Annotated in this window: 20 protein-coding genes, 2 pseudogenes and 1 riboswitch; of the genes and pseudogenes, 6 read left to right on the top strand and 16 right to left on the bottom strand. The window is 35.7% G+C overall.

From position 1 onward, the window contains the following. Positions 1-16: 16 nt before the first annotated feature. Complete coding sequence (locus tag BPMYX0001_RS00725; RefSeq protein WP_033798554.1) at positions 17-463, bottom strand: hypothetical protein; 447 nt, start codon at positions 461-463, stop codon at positions 17-19. A 285-nt stretch (positions 464-748) separates the two neighbouring features. Between BPMYX0001_RS00725 and BPMYX0001_RS00730 the strand changes: the two genes are divergently transcribed. Beyond that, positions 749-1252 carry a hypothetical protein gene (locus BPMYX0001_RS00730; protein ID WP_006093118.1) on the top strand — a complete coding sequence of 168 codons (504 nt, stop codon included), beginning with the start codon at positions 749-751 and terminating at the stop codon, positions 1250-1252. 17 nt (positions 1253-1269) lie between these two features. Here BPMYX0001_RS00730 and BPMYX0001_RS00735 read toward each other — a convergent pair whose 3' ends face one another. Then, the gene (locus BPMYX0001_RS00735) at positions 1270-1497 is read right to left on the bottom strand and encodes a DUF3951 domain-containing protein (protein ID WP_006093119.1); all 228 of its coding nucleotides are present in this window, start codon (positions 1495-1497) and stop codon (positions 1270-1272) included. Positions 1498-1618: 121 nt separating this feature from the next. Between BPMYX0001_RS00735 and BPMYX0001_RS00740 the strand changes: the two are divergent. After that, positions 1619-1759 (top strand): annotated as a pseudogene (locus BPMYX0001_RS00740) (peptide-binding protein); the annotation flags it as partial. A gap of 35 nt (positions 1760-1794) precedes the next feature. Here the strand turns inward: BPMYX0001_RS00740 and BPMYX0001_RS00745 are convergent. From BPMYX0001_RS00745 to modA, 7 genes and pseudogenes are all read right to left on the bottom strand, one after another. Continuing rightward, positions 1795-2262: a YusW family protein gene (locus BPMYX0001_RS00745; protein WP_003194504.1), complete on the bottom strand. Its 468-nt coding sequence runs from the start codon at positions 2260-2262 to the stop codon at positions 1795-1797. A gap of 343 nt (positions 2263-2605) precedes the next feature. Beyond that, positions 2606-4246, bottom strand: coding sequence for a peptide ABC transporter substrate-binding protein (locus BPMYX0001_RS00750; RefSeq protein WP_006093121.1), 1641 nt, complete (start codon positions 4244-4246; stop codon positions 2606-2608). Positions 4247-4389: 143 nt separating this feature from the next. Next, positions 4390-4494: riboswitch (SAM riboswitch) on the bottom strand. A gap of 195 nt (positions 4495-4689) precedes the next feature. Continuing rightward, positions 4690-4841 (bottom strand): annotated as a pseudogene (locus tag BPMYX0001_RS31950) (aldo/keto reductase); the annotation flags it as partial. Positions 4842-4867: 26 nt separating this feature from the next. Next, positions 4868-5671: a pyrroline-5-carboxylate reductase gene (proC, locus tag BPMYX0001_RS00760; protein WP_033798555.1), complete on the bottom strand. Its 804-nt coding sequence runs from the start codon at positions 5669-5671 to the stop codon at positions 4868-4870. Positions 5672-6032: 361 nt separating this feature from the next. Beyond that, the gene (locus BPMYX0001_RS00765; RefSeq protein WP_003194497.1) at positions 6033-6884 is read right to left on the bottom strand and encodes a GRP family sugar transporter; all 852 of its coding nucleotides are present in this window, start codon (positions 6882-6884) and stop codon (positions 6033-6035) included. Positions 6885-7529: 645 nt separating this feature from the next. Continuing rightward, positions 7530-8204: a molybdate ABC transporter permease subunit gene (modB, locus tag BPMYX0001_RS00770; protein WP_006093124.1), complete on the bottom strand. Its 675-nt coding sequence runs from the start codon at positions 8202-8204 to the stop codon at positions 7530-7532. A 5-nt stretch (positions 8205-8209) separates the two neighbouring features. Then, entirely contained in the window at positions 8210-9016 is an 807-nt protein-coding gene (modA, locus tag BPMYX0001_RS00775; protein ID WP_018767158.1) for a molybdate ABC transporter substrate-binding protein, read from the bottom strand. A gap of 132 nt (positions 9017-9148) precedes the next feature. Here modA and BPMYX0001_RS00780 point away from each other — a divergent pair, with 132 nt between their 5' ends. Next, on the top strand, positions 9149-10096 hold the full coding sequence (locus tag BPMYX0001_RS00780; RefSeq protein WP_003194491.1) for a substrate-binding domain-containing protein: 948 nt from the start codon (positions 9149-9151) through the stop codon (positions 10094-10096). Between the two features lie 63 nt (positions 10097-10159). Here BPMYX0001_RS00780 and BPMYX0001_RS29995 read toward each other — a convergent pair whose 3' ends face one another. Beyond that, positions 10160-10264 (bottom strand): DUF3948 family protein, encoded by a 105-nt coding sequence (locus BPMYX0001_RS29995; protein ID WP_016116987.1) that lies wholly within the window; start codon positions 10262-10264, stop codon positions 10160-10162. 338 nt (positions 10265-10602) lie between these two features. Between BPMYX0001_RS29995 and BPMYX0001_RS00785 the strand changes: the two genes are divergently transcribed. Beyond that, positions 10603-11208, top strand: coding sequence for a lysophospholipid acyltransferase family protein (locus BPMYX0001_RS00785; protein ID WP_026008688.1), 606 nt, complete (start codon positions 10603-10605; stop codon positions 11206-11208). Positions 11209-11279: 71 nt separating this feature from the next. Here the strand turns inward: BPMYX0001_RS00785 and BPMYX0001_RS30005 are convergent, their stop codons facing one another. Next, positions 11280-11375, bottom strand: a complete 96-nt coding sequence (locus tag BPMYX0001_RS30005) for a DUF3948 family protein (RefSeq protein ID WP_018767156.1) — start codon at positions 11373-11375, stop codon at positions 11280-11282. Positions 11376-11870: 495 nt separating this feature from the next. On the opposite strand from BPMYX0001_RS30005, the gene BPMYX0001_RS00790 reads away from it, so the two are divergent. Continuing rightward, positions 11871-12311: a YitT family protein gene (locus BPMYX0001_RS00790; RefSeq protein ID WP_006093125.1), complete on the top strand. Its 441-nt coding sequence runs from the start codon at positions 11871-11873 to the stop codon at positions 12309-12311. Between the two features lie 32 nt (positions 12312-12343). Here BPMYX0001_RS00790 and BPMYX0001_RS00795 read toward each other — a convergent pair whose 3' ends face one another. Genes BPMYX0001_RS00795 through nirB form a run of 5 tightly spaced genes read right to left on the bottom strand, consistent with a single transcriptional unit; the run spans position 12344 to position 17711 of the window. Beyond that, on the bottom strand, positions 12344-12793 hold the full coding sequence (locus tag BPMYX0001_RS00795; protein ID WP_018781995.1) for a precorrin-2 dehydrogenase: 450 nt from the start codon (positions 12791-12793) through the stop codon (positions 12344-12346). After that, on the bottom strand, positions 12786-13496 hold the full coding sequence (locus BPMYX0001_RS00800; protein ID WP_018781996.1) for a sirohydrochlorin chelatase: 711 nt from the start codon (positions 13494-13496) through the stop codon (positions 12786-12788). The genes BPMYX0001_RS00795 and BPMYX0001_RS00800 overlap by 8 nt, the downstream gene beginning before the upstream one ends. Continuing rightward, complete coding sequence (locus BPMYX0001_RS00805; protein WP_006093128.1) at positions 13493-14917, bottom strand: uroporphyrin-III C-methyltransferase; 1425 nt, start codon at positions 14915-14917, stop codon at positions 13493-13495. The genes BPMYX0001_RS00800 and BPMYX0001_RS00805 overlap by 4 nt, the downstream gene beginning before the upstream one ends. Before the next feature lie 58 nt (positions 14918-14975). Continuing rightward, entirely contained in the window at positions 14976-15293 is a 318-nt protein-coding gene (gene nirD / locus BPMYX0001_RS00810; RefSeq protein ID WP_003194479.1) for a nitrite reductase small subunit NirD, read from the bottom strand. Between the two features lie 12 nt (positions 15294-15305). Beyond that, positions 15306-17711, bottom strand: a complete 2406-nt coding sequence (gene nirB, locus BPMYX0001_RS00815; RefSeq protein ID WP_018781999.1) for a nitrite reductase large subunit NirB — start codon at positions 17709-17711, stop codon at positions 15306-15308. Positions 17712-17981: 270 nt separating this feature from the next. On the opposite strand from nirB, the gene BPMYX0001_RS00820 reads away from it, so the two are divergent. Next, positions 17982-18338, top strand: a complete 357-nt coding sequence (locus BPMYX0001_RS00820) for a YxeA family protein (RefSeq protein WP_139358586.1) — start codon at positions 17982-17984, stop codon at positions 18336-18338. Positions 18339-18416 lie beyond the last annotated feature (78 nt).

Raw genomic sequence — 18416 nt, forward strand, 5'->3', positions numbered from 1 at the left:
AAGTTATTATTTGTAATTAGCTCTTTTTGTTATTTTCTTGGAGCAGCTCATACATATTATTCATGATTGCATCGTATAAAATAGCTAATTTATCCCAAACCCATCGATTTGAATCAACCTCTTTTTCACCGCAGTCAATAATATCTGTATGGTCCGTAATTCTATAAGCTCTTTCTACAATTATCGGAGCAATTTTTGGTATACGAGGAATAGCTTTTAAAATATCTGCAAAATTTCCGATATAGACATGCCCGATGATTTCAATTGTTAGTGATTCATCAGATATGTTTAGGGCGGTGTTGTATTTGTCTATATGCACTTGTTTTAAGTAACGGGCAAGTCTAAGTGGAGCGGTTCTCTTCTTTAATACGCGGCGAAGACTTTCTGTATTTTTGATATGGAGTGATCTTTTACGAATAAGAACGGAAAGTTCTTCTTCCATAAACATCATTTTGTTGTACATATATATTATTAGTCTCCTTTTTTCTAAATAAATGGATAATGCAACCTTAGGTAGGGATGCTTCATTCATATGTAAGTCTAGCATGCTATGTTCCAGATGTGTGCTTACAGTTTTGTAAGGTGCAGAAGAAGAGCTGTGAAGATTCTGGGCGTATAAAGTGACGATACTGTGACAAAAATGGTGATATGTGTATAAAAGTACGGTCATAAGTGTAAAGTTTGAATGGTTCTCGTTATAATAGCAAGTGGAGATAAGTAGTAGATGTAGACAAAAGGAGAGTAAGAGATGAAGAAAGTGTGGAGTATTGTCTTGCTTGGAGGAATGCTTCTTTTAGCAGGGTGTAATGGAAATAAGGATACAAAAGAACCGAAAGAAAAAGTAGAACAATCGGCAGAGCAGAAAGAAGATATGAGAGTATATCGTGATCTGCATAATAAGTATGATGAGAAAATGAACAAAGAGTTAAATGAAGCGGTAAAATTATGGGAAGAAGCGAAGGAAAAAGGGGGCAAGGCACTAGTATATCCTAAGTTTAAAGAAGATGTACAGAAAGTAACCACGAGTATGTTAACGGATATCGATCATATACGCAAAGAAATTCGTGTACCGAAGTCAAAAGAACAAGAACATGAGCTATATGTTGGCTTCTTAAATGAGACAGAACAAGCAATGAAAAAGTTAGAGAAATTAGCGAAAGATGAAGATTCGGCGTTAATTCGTGATATAGAAGTTCATTTTTCAACAGCTTCAACGTACTATAAACGCTTTCAAAAAGAAGCACAAAAATAACCTTGCAATGCGCAAGGTTATTTTTTCTTTTTCCCGTCCCCGTCCCCGTCTTCATCTTCATCTTCAGCTACTAAGACTTTTTGCTCTTCATGAAATTCTGAAATTGTTTGCCCAGTAATGTTATCGAATGGAGTATAAAAGGAAGTTATATTTTTCTTTTTTATAAATAATTTATAGAAGCCTATGATAACTAATATTACGATTGTTAATGGTAATCCTATAACTGCCATAAGTAATGGATCCATCGTAGCTCTCCTTTCTACATAGAGAGCATTCTATTTGTCCTTTGCCTTAGTATAAAATAAAAAAGAGAATTCCTTTAAATATAATCCAACTGCTGCAAAAGCGTTGTTAGAAGAAGGTATGAAAGAAGAAGATATTATGTTTACAGAATATCCTTTAATTCCGATTATGTTCCCGACAGATTCTTATTTGCAAAAATTATCCGTATCTGGTTTAGAGTATATGATTAGTTCTGAGCCAAGCTTACGACATGCGAAAAAGTAAGCAAAAAATAAAGAAGTAGGCATTTGCCTACTTCTTTATTTTACTTCCTTCTTATACTCTTTCTTCGTTCCATCTGAGAACACAACTTCTAAGTCGAATTTTTGGTAGTCTTTATCAAGTTGGAATACGTCTACCACTTGATCAATTACTTCTTGATCAGGTGTATTTTTATCAAATGTTAACTTTTGTAGAAGTGGACTTAGTTTGGCAATAGCTTTGTCACTCGTTAGCTTTACATCTGTCTTGTGATCCTCAATCTTTCCTTCCATCTTTTTGTCTGCACCTTTACTTTTGTACTCCGCTTCATAATCTTTCTTCGTATCTTGGTAGTCTGCATTTAAGTGAAATTCGTTAAAGTTAAGTTTTAAATCTTGAGGTGCTTCATTTTTAGCTTCGTCCGTTGTTTTCTTATCAGAAGTTGGAGTTTCCTTTTTTGGTGCAGTACAACCTGTTAGCGCAGGTACTAGCATAAGTGCTAATAAAACTGAAAGTAAAATTCTCATAATATATTCCTCCTTAGTGTATCGTTCCTTCCATACAAGTTTTTCCCAATTTCATGTAATTATGTATGTGCTCGAAATAAATTATTTCCCGAAACGTACGCTGCAAATGGTTATTATACAATAATATTTGGTGGTGGAAATTTAAAGGAAAATATTATCTCTCTATTATTTATAATTGTTATTACACAAATTTTAGCTTTCATCGCTGTAGGACTATTATCTGTATTAAAGGGAAAGAGGCATTTAGTAAAAGAAGCATAAAGAAAAAGGGCATCCTTTTGGAGGATACCCTTTTTCTCTTGTAATCGAAGCTTTCGTTAAAATTAACTTCTATAAGGCGAGATTAATTCTCAACCTTTGCCCATTTGAAGTTAAGTGGTCCTGCAAAATCAACTTCAACTATTCCTTTTACATAAGAACGTTCTAAGTATGTTGTTCCATTTTGATAGAGAGGAGAGATAACAGCATCTTTAAATAAGATTTTTTCTGCCTGTTTTAAAGCTTCCCAACGTGCTTTTTCATCACCAGCAAAATCAGTTTTTGCTTTTTGGATTAAATCATCAAATTCTTTATTAGAATAGTGATCTAAGTTGTATGAGTTATCAGTTGTAAATAATTCTAAGAATGTAATCGGGTCAGCAAAATCAGGGCTCCAGCCATCAACAGCAATATCATAATTTCCTTGTAGCAATAATGTGACTTGTTGTTTACGTGGTTGAGGCTTCAAGTTAATTGTTAAGCCTTCTAGATTTTTCTCTAGTTGTTCTTTTAAATATTCACCAGTTTTTTTCGAAAGGTCATTATCGCTTGTTAATAATTCAATTGAAATTTTATCAGAACCTAATTCTTGTTTTGCTTGCTTCCAGAATTTTTGAGCATCTTTTGTATTTTCTTTCGTTAAATTGCCATTCTCCTCACGGAAATCTTTTCCAGTTGGTCCCTTTGCAAAGTTTTTTGGAACTAGAGAATAAGAAGGAAGAGAGCCATCATTTAAGAGAACATTTACAAATGCCTTTTTATCTATCGATTTATCGATAGCTTGGCGGATATTTACATTTTGTAACGTTTTATTTTTTTGATTCATTCGTACGAATTGTACACCAACATCTGGTCGTTCTTTAAAGTTACTATCTTTGCGATATTTATCAACAAGATCAGATGTTAAAGTAAGTCGATCGATTTGTTTTGATTCATATAAATTAACGGCTGTTGAATGATCTTTGACGATATTAAAATTAATTTCTTCAAGTTTCACATTATCCTTATCCCAATAGTTGGTATTTTTCTTAAACTTAAAGCTTTGTTCATGTTTCCAATCACTTAATGTAAAGGCTCCATTATAGATAAGCTTATTATCTTCTAATGCATATTTATCACCTTGTGATTTAAAGAATTCTTCATTAATCGGTAAAAATGTTGGGAATGCCGTTAAGCTAATGAAGTATGGAACTGGACGCTCTAATTCAACTTCAAAAGTGTGGTCGTCGATTGCTTTTACACCAAGTTGATCAGCCGAAAGCTCTTTACTATTAATCTTTTTTGCATTTTTTATATCAAAGAATAAAAAGGCATATTCAGAAGCTGTTGCTGAATCAACTGCACGTTGCCAAGCAAAGACGAAGTCCTTCGCTGTTACGGGTGTACCATTTGACCATTTGGAATCTCGTAAATGGAATGTATATTTTGTTTTATCCGGACTCACTTCATGAGACTTTGCAACACCAGGCACAGGTTTGTTTCCTTCACCAAGGTTATATAGACCTTCAAATACGTTTCTCATTACTTGACCAGAGTCAGTATCTGTAGCGCGTGCAGTATCCATTGTGCGGATTTCTGTACCAGCAGCTAAGTTCAATACTTGTTTATCAGGTGCTTTATCTTTTGCTTTTGCTCCGCTTGCATCGTCTTTATAGTTACCGCATCCTGTTAATAAAATACTTGCTCCTAAAACAGATGCGACAGCAGGTACAAATTTCTTTTTCATGTAAAATTCCTCCCTAAATTGTTTGGGTATTAAAAAAATAGTTAATGAACAACTTTGAGGGAAAGAAAAAATCCCTCTTTTCTTATCGAGAAAGAGGGATTTTTGTTTACAAGGCATGTGCCTGTATATAAACGAAGTCCCTCATTCTATCTTTCAAGCATAATGCTTGCAGGAAGTGGCACAGTATTCAAAGTGAACCTGTTGCCGAGGTTTCAAAGGGCCAGTCCCTCCACCTCTCTTGATACAATGAGTAAACATAGTAATTTGTATTAATTTTTTTGTTTCTTTGATTATTCAAAATCTTACACCCGGATAAATGAACTGTCAATGAAATGGAATATGGTTTAAATTTTCAGTCTATTAAATAGGGATATAAAAAGAAAGAGCACTGTGCAATTGCACAGTGACTCTCGTTTTTAAAAATCAAAATTATCAGGGTCTGGACCAACGCCATCTTCATTTTTGTATATTGCCGCTGTATCGATGCTGCGGTATCCATTTTTAATAGCTGCTTTTACAGAATCAATTACTTCTGTGCCATCTTCAACTTTAAAAAACACCTAAGCCAAACCAAGGCGTTTACACCGTTATGTAATGTTGTGTAAGCTTGTGAATTTCATATTAATTCCCTCTAGCTTTTTTATTGGTTGCTTCAATTGCTTGATAAATAATCTTCGAAAAATTATTTTCATATAGAACTTTTAAACCTTCTGCAGTTGAACCACCTGGTGTTGTCACTTGTTCACGAAGCATAGCTGGATCTTGTTCTTGCTCAAGCATAGCAGCAGAACCAGCAATCATTTGGATAACAAGATGTTTTGCTGTTGCTTCATCGATTCCATAGCTTTTTGTTGTTTCAATTAAACCTTCAGCAAAATGGTAAAGGAAGGCAGGTGCACTTCCAGTAACAGCGGTCAGCTGATGAACTTCTTCTTCCGTGCATAGCTGTGCTGTACCAATCCCCTTTAAGAGTAGTTGTAAAGTTTCTTGATGTTCAGCATTTACGAACTGTCCCATTGTATATAGAGAAATAGACTTTCCAATTGTCGCAGCTGTATTTGGCATAATCCAGGCAACAGGTGTACCTTGAGGAAGTTTTTCTTCTAAGTAAGATGGACCAATCCCGGCAGCAACCGTTACAACAAATTGATTGGTTAGAAGAGGAGATAACGCTGCTAATAATTGTTCATGTGCAGCTGGTGGCATCGCCAAAACAATGGTATCAACAGTTTTGATATGTTGAGTCCAATCACTCGTAATGGAGGTATTATATTTTTTCTCTAATTGTTTAAGCTTTTCTATGTTACTCCGATTGGATACGATAATTTTTTCAATGTGTTCGTTACTTGTTTTGAGAAGTCCAGCAAAGATTGCTTCTGCCATACGGCCAGCACCAATAAATAAAATTCTATGTTTCTTTAGCATATCTTTTATTCCTTCCTGATTAGAATAGGGTATAAAAAACGATAACATCTTTGAGAGATCTTTGTAAAAAGAAAAGACTTATATGAATTTGCTATAAGGATTAGTATATGCCATATTAACTTTTATAGTAATTTAGCTATTGATAGGTTGGTAAGAGAGCATCTGGTCATGTTTAAAAGCGGATAGATTGCCAAGCTAAAGCAGAGAGAAAACGAGTGAAAGTCCCCTTTTGTTTGTCATAGCGGTAATTTAAATGTCTAAAGATCAAATTACACAGATAGATTGGAAAGAAAAGTGATTAAGGAATAGAAAACCCTCTGAAGCATGTATGCTTCAGAGGGTTTAGTAATAGATTGTGTAATTATGCTTTTGTCATACCAAGTAAAACAGCACCGCCGATAATTAGGACACTACCTAGTGCAATAAATCCCATTTGGCGTTTCGTTTTCTTTTCTCCTAAGAAGACAATCGCACCGAATGTAGAGATAACGATGCCAGTTTGAGATAATGGGAAGCTTGTTGCTACTCCAACTCGTGGTAAGGAAAGAAGTAAGAATAAGTTTCCTGTTCCCCATAGTAAACCAGATAATATGTTACGAACTGCATATTTGTTAAACGGTTTATATTTAGATGTCAGTACCACTGCACCAACAAACATACCGACTGCTTGCGGTAAAATAGCAGACCAACCATCGATATTGTACCAACGAATGATAATTACATATACAAGGTAACCAAAAGTAGAAACAATTAAAGTTAAAAGCCCTTTTTTCAGTTGTCCCGGTGGCTGTGCATTTTCTTTATCATCTAGTGAAGTAAAGACAACACCAATTACAATTAAAAGGATTGCAATCGTTCCCATAATAATCGTAGTAGTAGTAGTCCACTCATGGAAAGCGATAACGCCAAAGATAGAAGTCGCAACAAGTTGCATCCCAGTTGAAATGGTTACAGTTGTTGAAACACCTAGCTTTTCAACAGTTTTTAATTGGTTTGCTTGTCCTAAAGCCCAGAATAGACCTGAAATAAAACCGACGATTAAGATTGTCATAGTTAAAGCCGGTTGAGTAAATATATACATAATTGTTGCAAAGAATAAGGCACCAATTGTCATACCTAATGTTTGGCTATATGCACCGCCGCCCATTTTTACGCTTACTAATAAGACGTTTCCCCATGCAATTGCAGGAAGAAGCGCTAATAAAATGTCCATTACAAGACTCCCTTCACTTTTCTATATCAATATAATATAATTTAATTTAATTTCGTTTTAACGATTGGTAATTTCCCACTTAGAAAGTGGAAGATTACCGATTGTTAAAACAGGATGAAGAATTTACGATATAAATGCGGTTTCATTTCTTCATTTTTTCAAATACCTAAATATAATAACAGGAAAGTACCTATTTTAGAAAGTAAATTCAAATAGAATGTATATTTCTACAAAAAATAAAATTCTGTTATTTAATCTCATTTTTTAAGCTTAGTAAGACCTTATCTCAAAAGTCAGCAAAAGCTAATCAAAGTTTTATTTTATCAAAATAAAAAAAGACCTCAAATTGAGGTCTTTTTTAAATGGGGATGGGGGGAATAAAGTTACTTAGCTCTTTTTAAGAAATGGGGAGAGGGGGACAATCTACTTCCCATTGGCTTTACTTTATAACTTAATTATATGGAATGTGGGAAATAGTAACTATCGAATTAGCTTACAATAGGATTACAATTTTGTAAGGTTGGGATAAAGTGAAACTTTAATCAATGGGGTTTTACAGCACTCGAACAGCAGGATAAATTGTTTCATTCTACAAAACAATTTATTTTTCGGGAAATAAAAAAGCAGCTTTTGTCGAAAGCCGCTTTAAGAAGTAGTAATTCTTTTATTAATTAGCTGGATGCACAATAAGAATAGGAGTGACATACCGACTGTTATGATAACAAGCGTCCAGGCGAGCTGCATGTTACTTGCGTCAATCGCCATATAAATGGCTGTAGGAATTGTTTGTGTTTTTCCTGGAATGTTACCAGCAAACATAAGTGTTGCTCCAAATTCACCAAGTGCACGTACAAAGCTTAATATCATTCCACTAAGTAGTGCGGGGAATGCAAGCGGCAATGTGACATGTAAGAAGACTTGGTGTTCACTGGCCCCAAGATCACGGGCACCGTCTTCAATTTGCTCGTTTGCAATAGAAAAACCTGTCTTGGCCGATTGATACATAAGTGGGAATGAAACGACTGTTGAAGCGATGACAGCAGCCCATGATGTAAACATAATAGAGTGTTGAAATAATGATTCAATCCACTTACCAACTGGGCTGTTATTCCCAAAAATAATAATGAGAAAGAACCCAATAACAGTTGGCGGGAGCACCATCGGTAATAGAAAAATGGTTTCTAATAACACTTTATAGCGCCACAAGGAGCGAGCTAATACTCGTCCAATAATTGTGCCGAAAATCATAACAATAATGGTGGCGAGTGCAGCTACTCGTAAGGAAAGAAAAATAGGCGGCCAAAGTGCATCAAATGCCATGGTAGTTAAGATAGAATTGTAAATCCATATTTTTTAAAGATAGATTGTGCCTCTTTTGACTGTAAATATTCATAGAATGAAGTCGCCTCTTTCTTATGCTTGGATTCTTTTATAACCCCTGCTGGATAGTGGATCGGTTCATGAGAATTAGTTGGTGCTGCATTTGCAATTTTTACTTTGTCTGAAATGAGAGCATCTGTTTTGTATACAATTCCAGCATCTACATTTCCTGTTTCTACATATGTTAACACTTGGCGGACGTCTTTTGTAAATACAATTTTGTTTTGGAGGTCATTCCATAGATTTTCATGCGTAAGTGAAGCTTTTGCATATTTTCCGGCTGGTACAGATTCAGGTGTACCAATTGCTAGTTTCTTCACTTTTTCTTCTTTTAACTCTTGAAATGTTTTAATGGAACTTTCCTTTGGAACGACTAAAACAAGTTCATTTCCAAGAAGATTTTTCCCCTCTTTTTCATTAATAAATCCTTTTTTTACAAGCGTTTGAAATTTATCTTCTGCTGCAGAGAAGAAGATATCAGCAGGAGCCCCTTGTTCAATTTGCTGCTGAAGTGCACCAGAACCACCAAAGTTAAAGGAAAGCTTTATGTTTGGTTCTTTCTGTTTATATTGTTTTTCAATTTCTTTGAAAGCATCCTGTAAACTTGCAGCTGCAGATATCGTAAGTTCAACTGTCTTTTCTTCTTTAGCAGTCGTTTTTTCTTTTTTTTCTCCACTTGTGCAAGCCGAGCTAAATATAAGAAGGAAAGAAAGCATGAATACCCCAATGTACCGTAATGTAAATCTGTTCATAAATATAATCCCCTTTCTTTTCACCATATTAATTATAACTAATTATATTTAATTATAAATAGATATAATTAAATATAATGTGAAATAAATCACTTTTTGAAAAAATAGGAGAAATTTTCTTTCTTTGTTACAATGAAAAGAGAAAGTGAGGAATCGTCTATGGATCATCATTCCTACACAACGGAAGAAGTAGCAAATCGATTAAAAGTCTCAAAGTTAACAGTGTATGATTTAATTAAAAAGGGTGAACTACCTTCCTACAGAGTTGGTAGACAAATGCGCATCGATGCAGTGGACTTAGAACAATATATTAAGCAAATGAAAACAGGGAAAGTACAAACTGCTTCTATGAAACTAAAGGAGAAGAATAGAGAATCTTCCTGTGTAATTAGTGGACAAGAGTTAACATTAGATATGCTAGCGAAACATCTTGAAAGATTTTTAACAGGCTCTAGTATGCTCCGGGCTTATCAGGGGAGTTTAATGAGTTTAATTAAAATGTCTCAAGGAGAAGGAAGTATCGTTAGTTTACATTTGTTCGATGGAGATACAGGAGAATATAACATCCCATATGTAAAACGAATTTTAGTTGGACAGCCATGTATTGTGATGAACTTATTAGCGAGAAATGTTGGGTTTTATGTCCAAGAAGGAAATCCAAAAGGAATACAAAAGTGGGCTGACTTGAGTCGTTCATCGATTCAATTTGTGAATCGTGAAAAAGGATCGGGAATTCGTGTACTAGTAGATGAACAGGTGAGAATTCAAAATGTAGATAAAGCAAATATTCGAGGATATAATTGGGAAGAGTCTAATCATCTTGGTGTTGCCTCTCAAATTGCTAATAGGAAAGCTGATGTCGGCATAGGAACAGAAAAGGTAGCACAAATTGTGAATGTAGATTTTATTCCACTTATGGAAGAACAATATGACTTAGTAATCTTAAAAAATAAAGAAAATGAACAACTTATTGAAGCAGTAAAAGAAATACTGCAATCGACAGAATTTCAAAATGAACTACGAGCAATTGGTGGGTACGATATAAGTAAAACAGGTCAAATTATATATGAAACAAATTGAAAAAGCTGCTTGTCTATGGACGAGGAGCTTTTTCTCTATATAAAGGGGTTAGGGGAAACAAGTTTATAGGACAAGACCTTGAGCAAGTGCGTAAATAAATGCTGTAAGAAGAGCTGCGCCGCTTGCAAGTCCGATAAAGTCTAATTTGTTAAAAGTAATGTTGTTCATAGTTATCTCTCCTTATTTGTTTAATGTAGTAGCAACCGCTTTTGCATCGACAAGAGCGGATAACACCATACTCATTGTATTTACAAATCTATTTGTTTTCATTTTGTTCATCATGCGTATCCGCTCCTTTCCGAATTGTTGTTGCCCTTGTTTCTGTCTTAATTATATGAAATACGACCAGGAGTAACTATCGAATTAGCTTACAGCAAGATTACACCTTTGTAAGAATTAATTTTTGAAAATTGTCACTTAATTTTATTACCAACTACTAAAACTTAGTGTTATAATTGTTGTAAGGATATAATTAAACTTTGGATATTGAGAAAGGAACGAAACGAATGTATAAGCTAATTACATTTTTGTTGAAATATATATTTAAAACGCTTGGAAAAGTGGAGGTTCAAGGAAAAGAAAAATTACCTGAAGGTGGGCCGTATGTTATTGCTTGTACGCATACGAGTTTTATGGATGTTTTAATGCTGGCAGCTGGGATGTACCCAACGGAAATTCATTATATGGCCAAAAAGGAACTGTTTGAAAGTAAATTTACAAATTGGTTCTTTAAGAATGTAAATGCTTTTCCGGTAGATCGCGCAAATCCAGGGCCAAGTACATTGAAAATTCCATCCCGTTTATTAAAAGATGGGAAAGTAGTAGGGATTTTTCCAAGTGGAACGAGATCGACAGAGGATGTTTCTTTAAAAGCAGGAGCTGTTACGATTGCAATGCGTTCTAATGTTCCTTTAGTACCAGCAGCTTATGTTGGGCCATCAAGTGTAAAAGAATTAATTAAGGGGAAAAGAGCACAATTAATTTTTGGTAATCCGATTCAAGTTGAAGCGGGAGAGACAGTGGATCGAAAAACGGCTATGAAAATGATGACGGATCAATTAAATACAATGTTTGAAGAATTAACAGAGACATTACAACAAAATAAAAAATAGGAAAAGACGACCGGGCATAGACGGTCGTCTTTTCTATTACTATCTATATAAAGGGGAAAGGGGACAAAAAATTATAGAAGCGTAGCAGCATAAATGAAAGCTGTAAGAAGAGCTGAGCCGCTAGCTAATCCGATAAAATCTAATTTGTTAAAAGTAATATTGTTCATCATACTCTCTCCTTACTTATTTAATGAATGAGCAACTGATTTTGCATCGACAAGAGCGGATAACACCATACTCATTGTATTTACGAGTTTATTTATTTTTATTTTGTTCATCATGCGTATTCGCTCCTTTTCGAATGGTTGTTGTTACTTTCTGACCTAATTGTACGAAATATAGAGGGAAGTCACTATCGAATTAGCTTACAGGAGGATTACACTTTTGTAAGGAAACTGAACATCTATGTAAGGATATAAATATTTGACAAGGGATTATGAAATTCGTACGTTAAAGAAAGAGGTGAGCACATGACAAATATTAGAGATATCGCAAAGCTAGCAGGTGTGTCCGTTATGTGCCATTACATAGCGGATTTTTTTGAGAATTTTTTTTGACTGGAAACGCGTTTCATACTTTATAACTGAATTATACCGGTTATGTAGTAATCCAGGGATTCTTTTCAAGTGTTACGACAGTGAATAGAATTTGGAGGAGTATTGATGGATGAACTATTATTGAATGTGAGAAAGTATGTAGAGCCTGATGAACAAATCTTGTCTTTTATTGATATTGTTGTAATTGTAGGATCGGTATTCATTATTGGGCAAGAAAAAGCAATGTATACGCTCGTTGCAGTATTTATCGGAGCAAAAGTAATCGACTTTATTGTAGAAGGAATTAATACGAAAACAGCAGTTACGATTATATCTAGTCAACCAGATTTAATTCGTGAAACGATTACGAAACATATGACACGGGGTGTTACTGTTTTAGAAGGTCGCGGTGGTTATACTGGAAAAAATAAAGAAGTACTATATGTCGTAATTAATAAGCAAGAGCTTGTAAAATTAAAACAAGTAATCAGTAATGTAGATGAAGATGCATTTGTTGTTATTCACGATGTACGAGATGTACTTGGCGGTGGTTTTAAAGCAAGCTAAAAAGATGAACGAGGGGATTCGTTCATCTTTTTTTATTTTATAATTTGGGGAAGGATCTTCATTAGTTTTTCTTTTATTCGTTTTGCAAAGGATGGATTTTTACCAGAAGTTGATATGCTTATAACATATTCGTCATTTCGAATGATTGCAGGTGTATGAAAGGATGACTCTGTGCCATCACTTACGATATTAACCCATTGAAAATCATGTGCAGCTTGTTTGACCATCATATTTACATCATGATGATTTGTTGCAGCATAGATGAGATGAGCATCTTTAATATCTTCTTCTGTAAACATTTTTTCCTTCCATGTAATATAGGTGAGATTCTCCATTTCTTCACAAATATACGGGCTCACAATCGTGACACGAGCTCCTGTATTCTTTAAACCAGCTGCCTTTCGATATGCAATTTTTCCACCACCGATGATCACAACCGTTTTGCCTTGGAGATTACACATAATTGGATAAATGTTATACATGTACATATTCCTCCATTCGCTCTAATAAAGCAGATTTCATGTAGGAATCAAATTGAAGACAATTACAAGTTGTAACGTTAGCATATTTTTTTGCATGCCGATTTATTTTCTGAAGTAATAACCCAGTGAAGAGAAGATAAGGCATGACATATACATGCCTTGCGTGCGATGACTTTTCATTGAGTTCATCAGTAAAAGAAGGTGTTCCTTTTGTTAAAAAGGAGCAGGAAACCGGCAAGCAGAGTCTTTGCTGGGCAGCTGCACCAATTTGTCTTAATTCATGTATAGGCTGAGAATCACTGCTACCACGGCCAACAAGTAAGATTTCACTATTTGGCATTGGCATAGCTTCACGTATTCGTTTTATGACAAGTTCGATCATAAGCGGATGTGTACTAAAAGGTGGTATAACTGAAAATGTAATGTGTGGATAGTGCTTTTTTATTTTCTCAATTTCAAAAGGAACATCACGTTTATAATGGGCCGCTGCAAATAATAAAACAGGGACAATTAAAATCTCAGTTGCACCTTCAGTGATTGCTTCTACAATCGCATCTTGAACAGTCGGTGTTGTTAGTTCGAGAAATCCAATTTTTTGGATATTTTCACTTCGCTCGTTTATAACAGACTGAACAAAGTGAATGAACTGTTTATTGCCTTCTTGTAATCTGCTACCGTGTCCAATATAAACGATGCCTTTCATTGTGTAAGCACCTCTTTCTCATTGATGATAGCTTGTAATTGATAATCAATGTGATGAAGTCCAGCTTTATTGGCATATTGTAAAGTTGGTTCATCGATATAGGAGAATGGTAAATTCAGAATATCTGTGAAGCCAAGGCGGTTTACTTCTGTGATAAACGTATCGATTGCAGCACGTCCTTCAAATACAATGCTATCCCATGTGAATTCAGTCAGTGTGCGTGAATGAACTTCATCAAAACGATGATCAATTGTATATTCGTGTGTCATGATATAAGAGCCAGCACCTATTTTTTCCTGAATGGCGGCAATTCGATTAATGTTTCGACCTAAATAAACAGTTGTTTCGTTGGAAAGTGTTGCAGGTAAGCTTAAAAGCCCATACTGCATAAGTGCCTTCTGTGTAGTGGCATTCATATACTGCAATGTTGCTTTTAAGGAGCGAATATCTTTTTGATGCTGCGCACATGATTGGAATAAGATTGCTACACTTTCAGCTGAGCAGAAAACAAGGCGTTCAGCATTAAAAATTTCACTAATCTGCTCAGGTGTTAATACATATTTTTGTTTTTTGAAAGTTGGTATTTGATATATTTCTGCGCCCGCTGCTTGTAACTTTTGCGCTAGTATACTTGTTTTGTTTGTTGCAGAGGCAAATAAAACTTTTTTTCCATGTAGTGGCTTGTGTTCTTTCCAGGCAATTTGTTTTCGTAAGGACACCACTTCACCAACAATTGTCATCGATGGATTTGAAATCTGTTCTTTTTTCACATCATCCACGATTGTGGAGAGTGTACCTGTAACAACTCGTTGTTTTCCAGTTGTACCCCATTCAATAACTGCTACTGGTGTATCTTTTTTTCTTCCTGTTTGTAATAAATTCTCGCAAATTACCGGCAAGTTTTTAACGCCCATGTAAAAAGCAATTGTATCGCTGTTTAAGAGGGAGCTGTAATTTACTTGGTCGCTAATTGCGCCTTTTGTATGACCGGTTAACAAAGTTACACTATTACTGTAATTACGATGGGTAAGAGGGATGCCGGCATATGCACTAGCGGCAATACTAGATGTAATCCCTGGAACAATCTCGTATAAAATGTTTTCTGCTGCTAAAGCGGCTGCTTCTTCACCAACGCGACCAAAAATAGATGGATCTCCGCCTTTTAAGCGGACGACCGTTTTACCTTCTTTTGCAGACTGAATTAAATGAGCGTTAATCATTTCTTGTCGCATAATATGATTTGTTGGCATTTTTCCGCAATAGACGAGTTCGCATGTTGGCTTTGTATAGCGAAGTAAAGTTTGATTTAATAAGCGGTCATATAAAACAACATCTGCTTGTTTTAGGCAATCTATTGCTTTTTTAGTAATAAGTCCTTCATCACCAGGTCCTGCACCAACTAAATATACGTATCCGTTCATCTCTACACCTCATCTATTTTCACTTGAAAGGAAGCCAAAAAGGGCTTCCCTGTACAAGTTACATATATATATAAATATCACCATCAATAACTTCTACTTCATATGTTTGGATACAACCATCATCAGGCTTTTGAACTTCACCTGTTATTAATGAAATTTTCCAGTCATGCAATGGACAGAAGACGAATTCTCCAGAAACAATTCCTTCGGCTAAAGGTCCGTTTTTATGAGAGCATCGATTTTCTACAGCGCGAATATCACCATTTGAAAGGCGAAATAAGGCGATGGATATATCCTTAATGCGCACTTCCTTACCGATTTGCACAGGAAGGTCTTCTGCATGCATTATTTTTATTTTTTCTTTAGTTTGCAACATGTAGATCGCTCCTTACTTTACAGTTTCTACTTCATACATGGCTTTTAATGACCTAGTTTCCAGTGCTTGTCCCCAAGCTTCTTCATATGTGTTACGCGCTTTTTGGAAACGTTCATTTAGCATAGTAACCATGCTTTCATCTTGCAGCACTTCTTTTATATGAGCTAATCCCATTCGTTCTACCCAAGGGGCTGTTCGTTCGCCGTAAATACCAGTTTCACGGTAATGTTGTACATAAGCTGTGGCAATGCGAAGTACATCTTCTTCTGTAGGGACAATCATTACAAAATCAGCTTCACGCACTTCTGTACCACCGTTGCCACCAATATAAAGTTGGAAGCCATTTTCAACACAAACGACACCAAAGTCTTTTGTTAATGCTTCTGCACAGTTACGTGGACAACCAGTTACACCCATTTTCATTTTGTGAGGTGTATCTACCATTTCTAACGATTGTTCAAGTAACATACCAAGCCCTAATGAATCTTTTGTACCAAAGCGGCAGAAGCGAGAGCCGACGCATGATTTTACATTGCGAAGGGATTTCGAATAGGCATAACCAGAAGTCATATCGAGGTCAGCCCAAACTTTTGGTAAATCTTCTTTCTTAACACCATATAAGCCGATTCGACTTGCACCTGTTATTTTTACAAGCGGCACATCATATCTTTTAGCAACTTCAGCAATTTTCATTAAATCATCTGCCGTAGTAACACCGCCGTACATACGAGGAATAACAGAAAATGTACCATCATGCTGAATATTGCCATTCATTCTTTCATTAACGAAGCGGGATGATTTATCATCTGCATATTCTTCTGGGCGTGTCATACGTAAATAGTAATTTAATGCAGGGCGGCATTTTGAACAGCCGTCTTCATGTGCGAAGCCAAGGACGTTTCGTACTTCTTTTGGCGATTTTAAACCTTTCTCATGAATCGCTGTGACAACTTCATCACGTGATAAAGTTGTACATCCACATATACCAACGGATTGTGCAGATGCATCGAAGCTATCCCCGAGAGTATGAGATAAAATTTGTTCAACAACTGGACGACATTTACCACATGAACCGGCAGCTTTTGTACATCCTTTTACTTCTTCAAAAGTTGTTAAATCTTGTTCTAAAATAGCATGAACGATTGTTCCCTTTGTCACGCCGTTACATCCACAAACGGTGTCATTAGCACTCATACTGGCAACGTCAAGTCCACTTTCTTCACCAGCTTTGTGAAGAAGGGAGACGGGTGTGTATTCTTGTATATCTTCTTCCTTTTTTAACATGCTAAAGAGGCGTGTACCTTCAGCAGTGTCTCCATATAAAACAACACCAACGACTTTATTGTCACGGATTAATACTTTTTTATAGGAACGCGTACACTCATTAAAGATTGAGATTGCTTTTGTTACGTCATCTTCATAAATTTGTCCAGCAGAGAATAAATCGCATCCTGCAACTTTAAGTTGTGTACCGACGATGCTACCTGCATATCCATCTGTTTGTGAATTCGTTATATGCTTTGCCAGTGCGGTCCCTTGTTCATATAATGGGGCAACAAGACCATAGGCAATACCGTCATGTTCTGCACATTCACCAACTGCATAGACTGATTCATCATCTGTTTGCATATAGTCATTTGTAACTATGCCACGATTTACAATTAAACCAGCATCTTTTGCTAAATGTGTATTTGGACGTATCCCAACAGCCATTACAATTAAATCGCATGTTACAACATCCCCATCTTCAAATTGGATACCTTCAACACGGTCAGTACCAAGAATTTTCACTGTTTTCTTTTCCATAAGAAACTTCATACCTTGTGATTCTAAGTCTTCACGCAGTAATGAGGCGGCTTTGGCATCGAGTTGTTGCTCCATTAAGTAAGGCATTAAATGAACAACGTGAACATCCATTCCTAAGTCAATAAGCCCTCGTGCGGCTTCTAAACCGAGTAATCCCCCGCCAATGACGACAGCCTTTTTATATCGCTTAGCAGCATCCAGCATAAATTGTGTATCTTCAATTGTACGAAAGCCTGTTACACCTGGAAGTTGTGAGCCTTCAACAGGTAAGATGAAAGCGCTGGACCCTGTTGCGATAATGAGCTTGTCATATATGACAATACGGTTCTTTTCTGTAATGATGACTTGTTCTTCCCGATCAATATTTATTACCTTTTCATTTGTATACAGCGTAATATCATTTTCCTCGTACCAACTGTATTCGTTCATAATAATATCTTGGATATTTGTTTTTCCTTGTAAGACGTGAGATAGCATAATGCGGTTATAGTTTGGATGAGGTTCATCACCAAAAATAGTAATATCATAAAGTCCTGAATCTAGTTTTAAAATTTCTTCAATGCAGCGTATACCAGCCATACCATTCCCGATCATAACTAAACGCTTTTTCATATTCATTTCCCCTCTTAAATGTGAAATGTTTAACAAACTTGTATACTCGTATTATAGAATCTTTGGAAAGTAGAGGGTGTGATGTTTATCACAGTTTTGGAGGATTCACAAATTGTTAAAAATCATATAAAATTTCATTCGAATTCTTACAAAAATGTAAGGGAAATGTAATGGGATTCAATGGCGGGATTAAGTCCTTCTCTTTAAAATAAGTTTATAGAAAACTACACATATTGTGTGGAGGAGGAATTTACCTTGGAGTGGGGAAGAGTGAAAAAGCGAGTAATTATTACTGGAATTGCGCTGGCAGCTGTTATTATCTTACTACTACCAACAAAACTGGGACCAGTAATTGATAAATATAATCCATTTTGTAAAACAAAAGAATATTACACGATTGTGAATGATGTCGGTCAACATATTGGTGATGAATGGTATGAATATGAGTTTGCTGCATATGATGAAAAAGGTAGGGCACAGACGATAAAGAAAACAGTGAAGCACATGTTAAAACGAAGTGAGTCATTGAAAATTACCGCAAAAGGACGTTACGGTGAATCGTTGGTAGAGATTGAGGTCCAAAATATTCCTGTGCAGGCGAGAAGTAAGCTATTGGCGACAAGATAAAACACTGTAACATACTGAGTATGTTACAGTGTTTTTTATTACATATAAATCATTTAAAGAAGAAATTTTTCGGTGTTA

The organism is Bacillus pseudomycoides DSM 12442, assembly GCF_000161455.1.
Classification (GTDB): Bacteria; Bacillota; Bacilli; order Bacillales; family Bacillaceae_G; genus Bacillus_A; species Bacillus_A pseudomycoides.

Bases quoted from the DNA above. Each gene is read 5' to 3' on its own strand.
- BPMYX0001_RS00725 (WP_033798554.1), bottom strand. From the start codon at position 463: ATGTACAACAAAATGATGTTTATGGAAGAAGAACTTTCCGTTCTTATT.
- BPMYX0001_RS00730 (WP_006093118.1), top strand. From the start codon at position 749: ATGAAGAAAGTGTGGAGTATTGTCTTGCTTGGAGGAATGCTTCTTTTA.
- BPMYX0001_RS00735 (WP_006093119.1), bottom strand. From the start codon at position 1,497: ATGGATCCATTACTTATGGCAGTTATAGGATTACCATTAACAATCGTA.
- BPMYX0001_RS00745 (WP_003194504.1), bottom strand. From the start codon at position 2,262: ATGAGAATTTTACTTTCAGTTTTATTAGCACTTATGCTAGTACCTGCG.
- BPMYX0001_RS00750 (WP_006093121.1), bottom strand. From the start codon at position 4,246: ATGAAAAAGAAATTTGTACCTGCTGTCGCATCTGTTTTAGGAGCAAGT.
- proC (WP_033798555.1), bottom strand. From the start codon at position 5,671: ATGCTAAAGAAACATAGAATTTTATTTATTGGTGCTGGCCGTATGGCA.
- BPMYX0001_RS00765 (WP_003194497.1), bottom strand. From the start codon at position 6,884: ATGGACATTTTATTAGCGCTTCTTCCTGCAATTGCATGGGGAAACGTC.
- modB (WP_006093124.1), bottom strand. From the start codon at position 8,204: ATGGCATTTGATGCACTTTGGCCGCCTATTTTTCTTTCCTTACGAGTA.
- modA (WP_018767158.1), bottom strand. From the start codon at position 9,016: ATGAACAGATTTACATTACGGTACATTGGGGTATTCATGCTTTCTTTC.
- BPMYX0001_RS00780 (WP_003194491.1), top strand. From the start codon at position 9,149: ATGAAAAGAGAAAGTGAGGAATCGTCTATGGATCATCATTCCTACACA.
- BPMYX0001_RS29995 (WP_016116987.1), bottom strand. From the start codon at position 10,264: ATGAACAACATTACTTTTAACAAATTAGACTTTATCGGACTTGCAAGC.
- BPMYX0001_RS00785 (WP_026008688.1), top strand. From the start codon at position 10,603: ATGTATAAGCTAATTACATTTTTGTTGAAATATATATTTAAAACGCTT.
- BPMYX0001_RS30005 (WP_018767156.1), bottom strand. From the start codon at position 11,375: ATGAACAATATTACTTTTAACAAATTAGATTTTATCGGATTAGCTAGC.
- BPMYX0001_RS00790 (WP_006093125.1), top strand. From the start codon at position 11,871: ATGGATGAACTATTATTGAATGTGAGAAAGTATGTAGAGCCTGATGAA.
- BPMYX0001_RS00795 (WP_018781995.1), bottom strand. From the start codon at position 12,793: ATGTATAACATTTATCCAATTATGTGTAATCTCCAAGGCAAAACGGTT.
- BPMYX0001_RS00800 (WP_018781996.1), bottom strand. From the start codon at position 13,496: ATGAAAGGCATCGTTTATATTGGACACGGTAGCAGATTACAAGAAGGC.
- BPMYX0001_RS00805 (WP_006093128.1), bottom strand. From the start codon at position 14,917: ATGAACGGATACGTATATTTAGTTGGTGCAGGACCTGGTGATGAAGGA.
- nirD (WP_003194479.1), bottom strand. From the start codon at position 15,293: ATGTTGCAAACTAAAGAAAAAATAAAAATAATGCATGCAGAAGACCTT.
- nirB (WP_018781999.1), bottom strand. From the start codon at position 17,711: ATGAAAAAGCGTTTAGTTATGATCGGGAATGGTATGGCTGGTATACGC.